Consider the following 14503-nt stretch of genomic DNA (forward strand, 5'->3'; position numbering starts at 1 on the left):
GTAAATGACTTGATTTTCGGGCTGGGTTTAGTTTGGTGCTGTCATTTTCCCTGACTCCCTTGCTTTACGGCCAAGAAAATTTCCAATTCTCAAGAATCAGGGACTTGACATCTTACCGCTGGACTTAATTGATATATAGACAGCGATTAAGTAAGCGATATTTGCGCCAACACCTCCTCGTTTATTTGCACGTCCGCGTCTCTTATCCGCCGGTCGATCTCTTGCTCGAGCCGCTTTTGGACATAGATTTGAATTAACGGAGCTTTCACCTGCTCGTACGCTTCATATCCTTGGTCCCGAACGGCAACAAGCCTGTACGTGACGGCGCCCTCATCTGTTGGGACGATCTCCGTCAATTCGCCGGCCTGCATCGTGGTGAATGCATCGTGAAGATAACGGGCCATATCGTCGTCCTTGGACCTTTCTTCCAAATCCAAATGCAATGTTTCCATGCGAACTGTGGCGGGAAGTTGATCTTGTCCGATATTCCCCCGTGCCGCAGACGCCGATTTCCGCAGTTCTTGCAACGTATCGATCGCCTCCGTACCGTTTGCGGCCGCGATCTTCTCGTAATCGAATCCGAATCCTTTATAAAAATAATCCCGCTTCACCTGTTCGTACAAAGGCTTCAACTCGGAATCGGAAAGAGAAGCCCGCTCTTGTCGAACCAAGGTATCGACTAATCGTTGGTAATTGATGCTTTGGGTATAGGAATAAAATTCATTGACGCCGTACGTTTTGGGACCGTAGACGGGTTCGTTGTTTTGAATTTTCCGTTGCCGCTCGCCGTTTTCCTCCGCCAATTTTTTCAAAAATGCGTGATACGACAAATCCTCGATGATGCCGTGTTCTTTCATAACTATCTGTTCGACCTTCTGTTTCTTGATGTCTTTGATCGTTTGTCGCTTGGCATAATGCAACGGATTTTCACCGCCGTAGGTCGAAGTCCAGAAATCGTCGCTGTAATCCGCATCATACATTCGTTTGAAATAGCCGGCAGTCAGCGCCTTGTTGTTTTGCAAAAAAACTTGAAACTCGGAAACGGTAACGGGATAATCGTCAATGGTCAATACGACGGCATCCTCCGCCGCCCGCGACGAGCCTCCCCATACAACGATCATGGCAATTCCGACGATCAACGCGGAGCATACCCACAATACGCCCATGCTTCTTACTGACTGTTTCCGCTTCACAGCAACCCCCCTCCTTAAAAAGAAAGCCCTTTCATGAAAGATTACCTACATTATGGCAGGGTGAAAATAACGATGTAATGAACTAATTTGACAGATGCCAGACAATTTTTACCGATTATATGTTTAGCTCCGAAATCTGCCGTTATATTTGATCTATCTCGCATCATGGCTTCACATCCCCCCCCCAATTTGCGCAAAAAAACCTCCGGATTCGATCATCCGAAGGTTTTCCTTGCATACGATTACTCGTACCAATATCCTCTTATTCCTTTTTGCATCCGCACCAGCGCTTCCAAATAATAATAGTCGCCCCAAATCATATAGTCGTCCGGCGCGCGGTTGCCCCTGACGTGGTAGGACCCGTGCCGCAACAACCCTTCCGCTTTGGAATGGCTTGCTTCCGCATAGTTCGTCGACAAGGAATACATGCTTTGCCGCAACGCTTTCTCGAACGATTCCCGATCGGGGTCGCTGTCGCCGAGCCATTCCAGCAGTTCGAGCAGACCGCATGCGGCGATCGCGGAAGCGGAGCTGTCGCGCGGCGTTCCGGGCTCGAGCGGAACGTCGAAATCCCAGTATACGACGTAGTCCTCAGGCAGCCTTTCGATAAAATAGCGGGCAAGCCGTTTGGATGCGTCCAAAAACGCGGCATCCTTCGTATATCGATAGGCGAGCGCGAAGCCGTAGATGCCCCATGCCTGTCCGCGCGTCCACGTCGATCCGTCCTCGTATCCTTGATGCGTGCCGCCGCGAAGCGCATGGCCCGTGCTCGGATCAAAATAAAACGTGTGGTAAGAGGAACCGTCGCCGCGCACGAGAAACTTCAGGCTCTTGCGGGCGTGCCGATAGGCGATGTCGTAATATTTGCGGTCGCCCGTCTGTTCGCAAGCCCAGAACAGGAGCGGCAAGTTCAGCAAACAGTCGATAATGATCCGTCCCCCGTTATCGGGATCGCCCTCGACGCCCCACGCCTGAATCGCGCCCATCCCCGGCCGCCACCGCCCGCACAGCTTCTCCGCCGCCTGCAGGGCCACGGCGCGCGCTTCCTCGCTTCGGGTCGTCCGCCACTGGGCGACGGCCGACAGCGAATACAAGAAGCCGATATCGTGGTGATCCAGCTCCACATGACGATCCAACCGGTCCTTGAAGTTCGGCAGGAACGACTCTGCCGCCTCTTTATAGTAAGCGTCCCCGCTGTATTCGTAAGCCAGCCACATCATGCCGATATAGAAGCCCTCGATCCAATCGTCGTTGCCGCCCCACTCGTAGCGCTGCCCTTCCGTAATATGCGGCAGCTTTCCCGGGTGGCCGGCAATATTATTCTTCAGTATATGCAAAGCTTGTTCGATCGCTTGTTGCCACATCGCTTCTTCCATCCCCTTCCAGAGCTCTATTGCGCATCCGTACGCGATCGCGAAACGGGCGCCTCGCACCATATCTCGCCCGACTCCGGGTCCCGCACGACGATGGCGGATCCTCCCGCCGCGCGCTCGACGCGAGGCGGCCGCGCCCATCGCCGCACGTTCTCCTCGCTATGCGTCGCCCCAATCACGGCGGAGACGAGCCAATGTTCCCCCGGCTCCAACCGGGTCGTCAGCGTAGGAATCATCGTGCGCGGGTGCAGCACATTCGTGTTGGCGTCCGGATAAATCATCTCGGCCTGCCCATGGCCCTCCACGTTCGCGATCCCGCTGACGCCCCATGGCAAGATGGCGGCAATGCCGCATGGCACGGTCATAATCGCGTCTTCTTCGCGGATCGCGAAATCGGCCGGACGCCGCACGGCAAAGCCGCCTTCGGCCGCGTCAAGCGGCCGCCCGGTCGCGATACGGTGAATGCGGACATGCCACACGCCCGCAGGCACGAGCCATGTCCGCACTTCGACGTCGCGCCAAGGCAGCCAGCGCGAATAGACATAGCGCTCCGCGATCGCGAACTCCTCGCAAAACCGCCGCACGCGGTAATGGTCGTCGCATTCGCTGAGCGCCAGCGTCGAATCGTAGGCGCCCTGCACCAAGCCGTAGTACGCCTTCGGCACACTGAAGCCGAACAGCGTCGAATACGCGAACTTGGCGTATTTCGCTGCGCTGTGCGCCATATCGAAGTTGGCCATTTGCCCGGATGCGAGCGCCGTCACATGCCGGTCCCCTTCCGGACGGCAAACGATCATTCGCGCATGCGGCTGCGCGGATGCCGCTCCAAGCGCGGGCAGCGGCTCTTCCTCCGCCAGCCAAAAAGGATCGTCGTCCGGCAAGGCCAGCACGAGGAACGTTTTGTAAGCCCAATAAGGCGAGCCCGGCGCATTATAGTTCTCTCCCATGATCAGGTTCGGATAAGCGTACCCGATGCTGAGCAATCCGTCCGGCGCAAAGATCGGTTGGCGGAACCACCAGCGCAAATGGCGCATGACAATTCCTTTCAGCACGCCCGGCGTAAACACTTCCACGCCGGCGTACGCGAGCGCGGACCAGAACGACGCCTGCGCGAAACGGTACGTCAGGCTCCGCCCGAACGGCAGACTGCTTCCGTCTTCGGCAAACCAATAGACGAATTGCTCGGCAAAGCGCTTGGCCCGTTCGCGATAACGCGCGGCGCGCCCGGGATCTTCCCCTTCCATCAGCTTCGCATAGATCAGCGTATAGTAATGCATCGCAAACGGAATGTAATAATCGCGCTGATCGGTCTTGCCGTCCGCGTACCAACCGTCGTCCAAATAATAGGAGTCGATCGTGTCCAAATACTCGTTCATAATCGCCCGGTTATAAGGCAGGCCGACCTTCATCAATCCGATATTGACGAGCACGGTGAACATAAGCCAATTGTTCGGATTCGAACGATCGACCAAGTTGATTTGATTGAGCCAGCGGAACAGATTGTCTCGCTGCCGTTCGTTCAGCGGCTCCCACAACCGGTGCGGCGCAAGCGCCAGCCCGAGGCCAAGCGCCGCCTGCTCGACCATTCGCTGGTCCTTCGTGCCGAAATCGCCCCAATACTCCTCATGTTCCGGGTCGGTTCCGTTCGCGATTCCTTGAAGGAAGAGCGGCCACAGATCGCTGTCCCCGCCTCCGGCGGCATGCGGCACAAGCCCCCATAGCGGCCGGGCGAACGCCTCCATCAAAGCGATCGCTTCATTATGTATCGCTCCCGTCGCCCCGAGCTCCAATCCGGCACGGCCCGGGGTAAATCGCGCCCGCAAAGGCTCGAACGTTGCAACGGCCGCTTGCTGCAAGTCGGCTTTCGTGCGAAACGATTGCCAATCCGGCATTTCAGTTGTTTTGTGCATACGGTTCATACTCCTATCCGCCGTCTTTGTTAGTGCCAAGCCGTATATTCGCTGGGCGTCATGCCGACTTCCCGCTTGAACAGTTTAATGAAGTAGCTCTTATTGGCATAGCCCAAATAATCCGAAATTTCTTCCACCGTCTTATTCGACAGTTCCAGCAGTTCCTTCGCCTTTTGCAGTTTGACCATATTGACGTATTCGATAAAATTTTGATTCGTTTCCCGTTTGAACAACCGGCTGAAATAGCTGGAGTTCAAATTCAGGTGAGCCGCCATATCTTCCAGCGTAATTTTCTCGGTTACGTGCGCAATGACGTATTGCTGCGCCTTGATCACTTCCGTACGCTTCGAACGGACCGCAAGCATGCTCAATTTGCGCGAGAGATCGCATACGTATTGCAGCAGCCATTCTCGCAAATGATCGATCGATCGGATTCCGTTTACGGCGTCATGAAGCTTCTCTTCCGACAGGGAAGGCTGATATTGCAGCGTAACCTTCGTCTTCATCTGCAAATCGAGCAGCAGTTGCAGCACCCACTCTTTCACGTCGCCCGGATGGAACTTTTCGGATTTCACCCATTCCGCCCAGCCGCCGACAATGCTCTGCAACTCGTCCGTCCGGTTCAGCGCGATCGCGTCGTTGATGACGGAGAAGAATCGGGAATATTCCCCGTAAATATCTTCCGCGCTGTATTTCTGTTTCTCGAAACGATGAACTTTCGCTTCTTCCAGATAGAAACGATGCCAGGCTTCGTTTAACATCGGCGCAAGCGTTCTGCGGATATCGTCCGGCGTGCGCGCCTCTTGCCCGATCAAGCAGGAAACGGATATTTTCAAATAATTCTGAAAAGCCGCAATGCATTTTTGCGTGGAATAATAAGCTAATTGAACTTCTCTCGCGGGATCGTCGCAGCATAACAGTACGACCAGATCCCGATTGCTGTACCGGAAGATGACGCATCGATGCATCGAATCCATAATTTCCTGCAAAATATTCTCGACCGCGAAAACGATCGTATAATCGTTCATATTCCGCAGCCGCGCCGCTTCGGCCGCCCGGTCGACCGACACGACCATCGGCACGTAATGCTTCGCCTCGAGCGATATGCCGTTCAGCCGCGCTTGCTCGATCCAATTATCCTTCGTCCACGACGGCTGATACAACGTATCTTTCAGAAACTGTTCCTTCAAAGCCGATTGGTTGATCGATTGCTTCCGTTGATACATCAGCATTTCCGCGATTTTATCCTTTTCCTTGCAGAGATCGGTCGAAATATGCCGCAAAATCCGCTGCAGTTGGCCGACGTCCAAACTTTCTTTCAGAATATAATCGCTGACTCTCAATTTCATCGCTTGCTGCGCATAATGGAACTCGTTGTGGCATGATAATATCACCGCGCGGAACAGCGGGTGAACGGCGCCCAGCTTTTCCAACATTTCCAATCCGTTCATTTTGGGCATGCCGATATCGGTAATAACGATGTCCGGCAAGCTCCGCTGCGCGCCTTCCCATGCCTCGAGCCCGTTCGAATAGCAGCCGACGAGTTCGATGCCGAGTTCTTTCCAAGCGACCGTTTCCGAAAGATACCGTACCACCGGATAATCGTCATCCACTAGAATCGCCGTCAACATGATGCTCATCCACCCTTCCATACTCTAATGGAAATATCAACGCAATTTCCGTACCCACATTGGGCTCGCTCTTCATCTCCATTTGGAACCGGTCGCCGTAGATTAAGCGCAACCGCTGGAACACATTGGTTACCCCGATTCCCGAAAAACCGGCCGGGGCGCGTCCCCGCGGATCGGCCGAGCCGTCCAATTTGGACCGCAGCTCATTCAATCTTGCCTCCGTCATTCCGATTCCATTGTCGCGAACCGCGATCCGCAACCATTGCCGCGCACCGTCGTTCCCGCTATCCGACTCGATCGCGATTTGTCCGTCGTATTGCTCGAACCCGTGAATGATGGCGTTTTCAATGAGCGGCTGTATCATAAAGCGCGGAACCAACGCATTCCCGGTGTCGTCATCGCCTTGAAAATCAAGCCTGACCTGGTTCGCATGCCGGAAATTCATCAGACGAACATAATGGCATACCGTATCCACTTCTTCCCGAAGCGTAATGAATTCGTTATCGCGGGTGATCGTCATTCGCAGCAGCGAAGACAACGAACCGATCAAGTCCGCGTTTTCCTTATCCCCTTGTATCAAAATGTTCAACCTGATCGAATTCAGAAGATTGAACATGAAATGCGGGTTGATTTGCGCCTGGAGCATTTCGAGCTCCGCTTTCCGCTTTTTGGCTTGCTCCACCGTAATTTGCTCGATCATCGACTGGATTCGGTCCAGCATATGATCGATCGTCCGCCCGAGTTGGCCGACTTCATGCTGGCCGCGAATGCCGGAGCGTTCGTTAAGCTGCCCGCGTCCGATATTCGTCACGAATCGGCTCAATTCGGCGATCGGCCTCGTAATGGCGGAAATGACCAAAGTCAATAAAATGCAAAATACCGTAAAAAATAAAAATTGCAGTGTAAAGCTGATAAACAAAACTTGCTTGTTTTTCGCAAGCGCCGACGACAATGGGATCAGGTTCACCAGTCTCCAGTTCTCGTTGTTGTGCAGCTTCTTTTCGACGTACACATAATTTTCGCCGTCAATACCGATCGTCCTCGAATCACCGCTTCGCTTCCACCAATCCAATCTCGTTCCGATCTTCTCCGGATCGGTATGGGAGATGACGACCCCTTCTTCGTTCAACAGCATCATTTCTTGATTCGGGGTATTCGCCAGCATGGAACGAATTTTCCTTTCGTTTACGCTGACGACGACATAGCCGACCGGGCTGCTTGAAGTCGTCCGGATCGGGCGCCCGATCGTCACCAGGTAAGAAGACGCATTGCCCGGCAAGAAATAATTATGCTGCAAACCGGTCCAATAGGTGGAGAAGGCCGGGATACGGTCCAGCTCCGAGAACCACGGTTGTTCATACAGTGTGACCGGGTTGAACTCGATATGCGAATAATTCGTATAGATTAAACCGTTTTTCCCCAAAACCGTGACATAAAAATCGCCGTTCTGCGCGAATAAATCGTCCAGAAAACGCACCAATCGGCTGTAATTCACCAGGAAATCTTCCCTTTGTTCCGCCGATTGCATGTCATGCTGGCTAAAGAGCAGCAATTGGCGGATGCCGCTGTTCGTCAGCACGATGTTCGACAATTCCAACGTCTGGTCGATAATGCCGCCGACATCGGACTGCACCGCTTTCAACGAATCTTCCGCGCTGATAACCGCCTTCTCCAAGATAAGATCTTTTGTAAAATAATTCGTTACGACATAATTGACGCCAAGAGGGACCAGGAAACATACTAATGCCGACCACACCAATTGTTGACGCAAAGAGAGTTGTCTTATCTTCACCGGATGCAGGCCTCGAATCTAAATGGAATAGGACAGGGAAAACGAACGAATATCGTTCGTTTCCCCCGTATCCTCAATTGTAAATCCGTTTCTATTAAGCGGCAACCGCTTTACGGCCGATTATTTTCCGTTATTTTTAACAATCTCCGCAATTTTTTGATCGATTTTTTCGATCGTCTTATCAATGCTTTCTTTATTCAGGAGAAACAGTTCGGCTTCCGGAATGACGGAATTTTTCACTTCTTCGGCATAGGTCGCAGGAACGGGCGCGCTTCCCGGAATTGTATTTTTCATCGTATATTTCAAAGATTCCACGTCGATTTTGGACGGGTCCTTCGCATTTCCTACGATCGTTTCGACTAATTTGTCCGAATCCGATTTCGCCCAACCGGAGAACACTCTTCCCCCGATTTCCAAGCCCTCGGAAGTGTACCATCTGACGAACTGATAGGCGGCTTCCTTGTTTTTCGACTTGGCGGCAACGCCCATATACGTCGGCTGTACCGGCGAATAATGCGCATTCTCGCTTTCCAGCTTCGGAAGCGGAGCGAATGCGGTTACGAATGTGGCGGGAATCGCATCCGTGCCGCCCGATTCGGCCACCATCCAGTCTCCCATCGGGAGCATGACGGCATTTCCGTTAAAATATTGGTTCCGGTATTGCAATTTTTGCGAGATGATGTCCTCATACGGGCTCACGCTCTTGTCCTCGTACATCATTTTCTTCATCATTTCCAGATTCGTTTTGAGCAGCGGATCTTTCCCGTTGGACGTTCCGTCGGACTTCAAAAACGTGTTGTCGGCGGATTTGCTCATCAGCTGCAATTGGAAATAATCCGGCCAGTTATGCAAATAAGCGCCATAACGTTTGCTTGCTCCATCGCCTTTGGTCAATTTTTTCGCATAGTCCATAAAGTCGTTCCAGGTCCAATCCGTCGGTACGGGCAAGCCTTCTTGATCCAGCACCTCTTTGTTCATAATGACGAACCAGCGCTGCATGGAGGACGGAAGCGCGTAAATTTTACCGTTGACGCGCGTGTCGACAAGGTATTCTTCATCGTAGTTGTAGCCTTCTTGTTCAATATATCCGTCGAGCGGCTCGAGCAATCCGATGTCGGCGCGCTGCGAATAGTTGGTATACGGGAACTCGATAATGTCGAGCTGATCGTTGGAAGCGGCCATCAAATCCAGCTTCTGCATCGCCGCGAGCGAATCGCCTTTCTCGCTTAACAAATCGAGCTCGACTTTGATGTTAGGATATTTCTTTTCAAATTCCGGAATAATCTTGCTCCATTGGGCCTTCCCGTCCTGCTGCCAGGTGCTGAGCTTGAGCGTCACTTGCTCGGCTTGTTCCGGCTCATTCGCGGACTCTTTGGACGCCTCCGGGGAATTCGAGGATGCATTCTGTTCCGCCTGCGGCGACGATTGGCTTCCGCTGCCGCATGCGGCAACGAACAGCGCCAGAGATAAACAAAGTACGAGCGATAAAATCTTTTTCATATAGACCCTCCTAATTCATAAGTAAGTGCTTACAATGCCATCCTATCACGATTGATTCGGAAGCGAAGTGGCCAATTTTGACGTATACGAAACGATTTTGACTTCTTCATCCTTTTACGCCGCCGAGCGAGATCCCTTCGATGACTTGCTTTTGCCCGATTGCGAAAATAATAAGCAGCGGCAATATCGCCGATACGGTTCCGGCCATCATAAGCGAGTAGACGTCGCCGTATTCGTCGCCGAATAGCGAAATTCCCAGTTGGATCGTAAACAACGCTTTCGTCTTGAGAAAAATAAGCGGATTCTGATAATCGTTCCATGTCCAGATGAAGCGCAAAATCGCATAGGTCGCCAGCGCGGGACGAATCAGCGGCAGCGCGATTTGGAAAAAGGAACGGAAATGGCCGGCTCCGTCGATTTTCCCCGATTCGATATACTCGTTGCTGACGCTCATAAAGAACTGCCGCAGCATAAACGCCCCGATAATGCTGAAGCTGTTGAGCAATATGAGCCCAAGATGCGTATCGTATAAATGAAACCAGCGCAGCAGCAGGAATTGCGGGACGAGCGACGCTTGCGGCGGAACCATGTATAGAGCAAGTACAAGCAGGAACATCGTATCTCTGCCGCGAAACCGCAATTTGGAAAACCCGTAAGCCGCGAGCGCGCACACGAACACGTTGATGACGGTCGTGGCGACCGTTATATAGATGGAATTTCCGTAATACCTGACGAAATCCCCCGACCATACTTGCTTATAGTTTTCGATCGCATTCCACTGTTTGGGAATCCATTCGATCGGAAACGTAAAGACGTCGATTTCCTGTTTGAATGAGGCCGACAGCATCCATATGAACGGAAGCAGGAATAAGATACCGATCAGTGCCATAACGATCGTCCAGCATAATTTCGAAATGGATAGTTTTTTCATTGAAGTTTCCTCCTCCCTTGCCGTTTAGTAGTTGACCCACTTCTTCTGCGCAATCCATTGCGCGGCCGTAATGATGAGGCATATAAGGAACAAGATGAGCGCCATGGAAGAAGCGTAGCCTGTCTTCAGCTCGACGAACGCCGTATCGTACAATTCGTATACGATGACGGTCGTCGAATTCGCCGGACCGCCTTTCGTCAACACCTGGATGAGGTCGAATATTTTGAAGGAGCCGATAATGCCCGTCACGAGCAAGAAGAAAGTGGTCGGCGATATGCACGGCACGGTAATGTTGCGGAATTTCACCCATACGTTGGCGCCGTCGATATCGGCCGCTTCGTACAAATCTTTCGGAATCGACTGCAAGCCTGCAATGTAAATGATGATATTGTAGCCGAGCATAATCCAGACTTGAATCATCATCAGCGACGGCAGCGCGAAATCGATATCGGCGAGCCATTTGGGCGGGTTGTCGACGCCGAGCGCTGCGAGCGTCTGGTTTACCGGCCCCAGCGAAGGATGGAACAGCACTTGCCATACCATCGCTACGGCGACGATGCTGGATATGTACGGCAAAAAGTAAATCACCTTGAACGTATCCTTGATATACACATACTTGTCGATCAGTATCGCAAATACGAGCGCGAGAATCATCGTCACCGGCACCGTAAAGATGAAAATAAGATTGTTCTTCAAACTTTGAACGAAAGCGGAGTCGTTGAACAATTTGACGAAATTGTCAAAGCCCGCGAATTTGATGGCGTCGAAGCCCGCGACGAAATTCCAGTTCGTAAAGCTGAGCAGCAGCGAGAACACGACGGGAATCAGCGTTAGCACGACGAGACCGATCATTAAAGGAGCGACAAACAAATATCCCGCAATTTGCTCTCTCGTCCCCATGCTCAAATGGTCGAATCTGTTTTTTCGATTCATGGTTGGTTCCTCCTATACCCGTTGTATGTCTCATTGTAGAAAAAACGAGCGCGCCGCATAAGAAATAGAAATGAGCATTTTGGAACGAATTTTACTTTTTGCGCACGCAAAAAACCCGATGGAGCCGAATTCTCATCCGGTCAATCGGGTAATAGGCCGCTAGCCTTGCGTTAATTTTTTAAACTAGTTTTCAGCGAAATAGCCGACCGCCCAAGCAAGGACAAAGTCAATGTACCAAACCTTATAAAATAAAGGACTTTGCAACGTTAATGTCGCAACGCGGACAGAGGATCCCTTATTCCGATTAATGCGCCACTTGGTTGAAGGTCATGATCCAGATCGATCCCGCCAGGATCGTGACGACGATGACGAGGCCGAGAATAAGCGCCATAACGTTCCAACGCTTATTCTCCCCGTCGCGAATATGCATGAAGAAGAACAGTTGGACGATAAATTGCAGCGCCGCCATCGCCAGGATGACGACCGCCGTCGCGGTTTTGTTCAGCATTCCGTTCATCACGACGACCAGCGGAATGACGGTCAGGATGATGGACAGCAGGAAGCCGATCACATAGGACTTCAAGGAACCGCCATGGGATTCGCCATGCGTTTGTTGCGAATGCGCCTCATGTGCGTTATGGTTACTCATCCTACATCACCCCCATCAAGTATACGACCGTGAAGACGAAAATCCAGATCGCGTCGAGAAAATGCCAATACAAGCTGATGACGTTCACTTTACGCTTCGTTACATTCGTAATGCCGTGGCGCCGAAGCTGAATCATAAGCGCAATCATCCAGATCAGACCGATCGACACGTGCAAACCGTGCGTTCCGACCAATGTATAGAAGGCGGATAGAAATGCGCTGGTCGAGATGGTTGCCCCTTCGCCGACCAAGTGCACGAACTCGGTCACTTCCAGCGTAATGAAAGAGATCCCGAGCACGGCGGTAACGGCCAGCCACCCGATCAGGCCTTGCTTGCTCCCCCGGTTCATCGCCAGAACGGCAAGGCCGCTCGTAAAGCTGCTTGTCAGCAAGATGAACGTTTCGGCGATAATCATCGGCATTTGAAACAATTCTGCCGCCGTAGGACCGCCGCTCGTATTATTCCGTAAGACGACGTAAGTGGCGAACAATACGGCGAACAGAATCACGTCGGTGATGAGAAACAGCCAAAATCCGAACGTCTTCAACGATTCTTGATCGTGATGATCATGCTCATGATGTTCGGCACCGTGACGTTGCGAAATCGTATGTGCCATTAATTTGCCCCCCTCAACGCTGCTTCCGTACGCTTAATCTCGTCGACCGGAATGTAGTAGTCCGTATCGTATTGGAACGAGCGCGCCAGCATGCATATTGCGACGCCGATCAGTCCTGGAATCGCCATCCACATCCAGCCCCAGACGAAGCCGAAGCCGGCCACAAACCAGCAGATCGACTTGATAAACGGAATGCCGGAATTTTTCGGCATATGGATCGGTTCGAGCGGCGGCTCGGGCTTCGGCGGAATGCCTTGCGCCCGCTTCTGCTTTTGCTCCCACCAATCGTCCTGGCTTTCCACCGTCGGCGTGATGGCGAAATTATATGCCGGAGCCGGGGAAGGAATCGACCATTCGAGCGTACGGCCGTCCCAATTGTCGCCCGTTTTTTCTTTTTTATGATTTTTGATGCTGTAGGCGATTTGCCATACTTGGAAAATAAACGCGATCCCCATCAAAAATGCGCCGACCGTCGAAACGACGTTAAGCGGCTGCCAGCCCATATCGAAATCGTACGTATTGAGACGGCGCGTCATGCCCATTAAGCCAAGCGCGTATTGCGGCATGAAGCAAATGTAGAAACCGATGTTCCAGAACCAGAACGCCCATTTGCCGAGCCGTTCGTTCAGCTTGAAGCCGAACATTTTGGGCCACCAATAATACAATCCGGCGAAATATCCGAAGACGACGCCACCGATCAGCACCTGGTGGAAATGCGCGATCAGGAAGTAACTGTTATGGAACTGGAAGTCGGCCGGAGCGACCGACAGCAGAACGCCGGTCATCCCCCCGATGACGAAGCACGGTATGAACGCCACGGCCCACATCATCGGCGTCGAGAACGTAATCTTGCCCCGGAACATCGTAAACAGCCAGTTGAACACTTTGACCCCGGTCGGGATGGCGATCAACATCGTCGTAACCGCGAAGAACGCGTTCACGTCCGCCCCCGATCCCATCGTGAAGAAATGGTGAACCCATGTAAAGAACGAGAGAACGCTAATCGTCATCAAAGCGAACACCATCGATTTATAGCCGAACAATTTCTTCTTGGAAAACGTCGCGACCACTTCGGAAAAAATACCGAACGCGGGCAGGACGACGATATACACTTCGGGATGTCCCCACATCCATATCAAGTTGACGTACATCATCGGATTCCCGCCGGCGTCGAGCGTAAAGAAATGCGCGCCGGTAAAGCGGTCCAGAAACAATAACGCGAGCGTAACGGTCAAAATCGGGAACGCCAAGATGATCGTCAAGCTGGATGACAGAACCGACCACGTAAAGACAGGCATCTTCATTAACGTCATGCCGGGCGCGCGCATTTTCAATATCGTCACGATAAAGTTAATGCCTGTCGCCAAGCTGCCGATCCCGGATATTTGGATGCCCCATAAATAAAAGTTCTGCCCGACGCCCGGACTGCCCGACAATCCCGACAGCGGCGGATAAGCCAGCCATCCGGTGTCCGGGGAGCCTCCGATGACAAACGATACGTTGAACAGCATCGCGCCCCAGAAGAACAGCCAGAAGCTAAGCGAGTTCAAGAACGGGAACGCAACGTCACGAGCCCCGATTTGCAGCGGTACGATAATGTTGAACAAGCCGAACATGAGCGGCATCGCCATGAAAAGAATCATGATCACGCCATGGGTCGTAAAGATTTGGTTGTAATGCTCCGCATTCAGAAATTCAAGCTGCGGCGCGGCGAGTTGGGCTCGCATAAGCAGCGCGTCGACGCCGCCGCGGAATAACATTAATATGGATGCGATAATATACATAATGCCGATCTTTTTATGGTCGACGGTCGTCAGCCATTCCGTCCATAACCAGCGCCATTTTTTGAAATAGGTCAAGACGAATACGATCGCGACGACCGATAGAGCAATCGATACTTGCGCCCCGAGAATGAGCGGATCGCCGGTAACGAAAAACTCGGATGCGAATTCTTTCAAATTATCGAGCATAGGAA

Annotated in this window: 11 protein-coding genes; all 11 read right to left on the reverse strand. The window is 52.2% G+C overall.

Annotation, left to right across the window (positions count from 1 at the left end):
• Positions 1–146 precede the first annotated feature (146 nt).
• The 11 genes from LQ229_RS14180 to LQ229_RS14230 all read right to left on the reverse strand — a co-directional run bounded on the left by LQ229_RS14180 (position 147) and on the right by LQ229_RS14230 (position 14498).
• On the reverse strand, positions 147–1193 hold the full coding sequence (locus tag LQ229_RS14180) for a peptidylprolyl isomerase (protein ID WP_230192093.1): 1047 nt from the start codon (positions 1191–1193) through the stop codon (positions 147–149).
• Between the two features lie 242 nt (positions 1194–1435).
• Complete coding sequence (locus LQ229_RS14185) at positions 1436–2557, reverse strand: glycoside hydrolase family 88 protein (protein WP_216536523.1); 1122 nt, start codon at positions 2555–2557, stop codon at positions 1436–1438.
• 26 nt (positions 2558–2583) lie between these two features.
• Positions 2584–4476, reverse strand: a complete 1893-nt coding sequence (locus tag LQ229_RS14190) for a DUF2264 domain-containing protein (RefSeq protein WP_230192094.1) — start codon at positions 4474–4476, stop codon at positions 2584–2586.
• 29 nt (positions 4477–4505) lie between these two features.
• Positions 4506–6116 (reverse strand): helix-turn-helix domain-containing protein, encoded by a 1611-nt coding sequence (locus LQ229_RS14195; protein ID WP_230192095.1) that lies wholly within the window; start codon positions 6114–6116, stop codon positions 4506–4508.
• A complete protein-coding gene (locus LQ229_RS14200; protein WP_216536508.1) occupies positions 6082–7899 on the reverse strand; it encodes a sensor histidine kinase in 1818 nt (605 codons plus the stop codon). The genes LQ229_RS14195 and LQ229_RS14200 overlap by 35 nt, the downstream gene beginning before the upstream one ends.
• 120 nt (positions 7900–8019) lie before the next feature.
• Complete coding sequence (locus tag LQ229_RS14205) at positions 8020–9399, reverse strand: extracellular solute-binding protein (RefSeq protein ID WP_230192096.1); 1380 nt, start codon at positions 9397–9399, stop codon at positions 8020–8022.
• Positions 9400–9505: 106 nt separating this feature from the next.
• Positions 9506–10330 carry a carbohydrate ABC transporter permease gene (locus tag LQ229_RS14210; protein ID WP_216536506.1) on the reverse strand — a complete coding sequence of 275 codons (825 nt, stop codon included), beginning with the start codon at positions 10328–10330 and terminating at the stop codon, positions 9506–9508.
• Positions 10331–10354: 24 nt separating this feature from the next.
• Positions 10355–11263: a sugar ABC transporter permease gene (locus tag LQ229_RS14215; protein ID WP_216536505.1), complete on the reverse strand. Its 909-nt coding sequence runs from the start codon at positions 11261–11263 to the stop codon at positions 10355–10357.
• A gap of 304 nt (positions 11264–11567) precedes the next feature.
• Positions 11568–11912 (reverse strand): cytochrome o ubiquinol oxidase subunit IV, encoded by a 345-nt coding sequence (cyoD, locus tag LQ229_RS14220; RefSeq protein WP_216536504.1) that lies wholly within the window; start codon positions 11910–11912, stop codon positions 11568–11570.
• 1 nt (position 11913) lies between these two features.
• A complete protein-coding gene (gene cyoC / locus LQ229_RS14225; RefSeq protein ID WP_216536503.1) occupies positions 11914–12528 on the reverse strand; it encodes a cytochrome o ubiquinol oxidase subunit III in 615 nt (204 codons plus the stop codon).
• The gene (locus LQ229_RS14230; RefSeq protein WP_216536502.1) at positions 12528–14498 is read right to left on the reverse strand and encodes a cbb3-type cytochrome c oxidase subunit I; all 1971 of its coding nucleotides are present in this window, start codon (positions 14496–14498) and stop codon (positions 12528–12530) included. Before LQ229_RS14230 ends, cyoC begins: the two co-directional genes overlap by 1 nt.
• Positions 14499–14503 lie beyond the last annotated feature (5 nt).

It is taken from the genome of Paenibacillus sp. CECT 9249, from assembly GCF_918697855.1.
Lineage (GTDB): Bacteria > Bacillota > Bacilli > Paenibacillales > Paenibacillaceae > MSJ-34.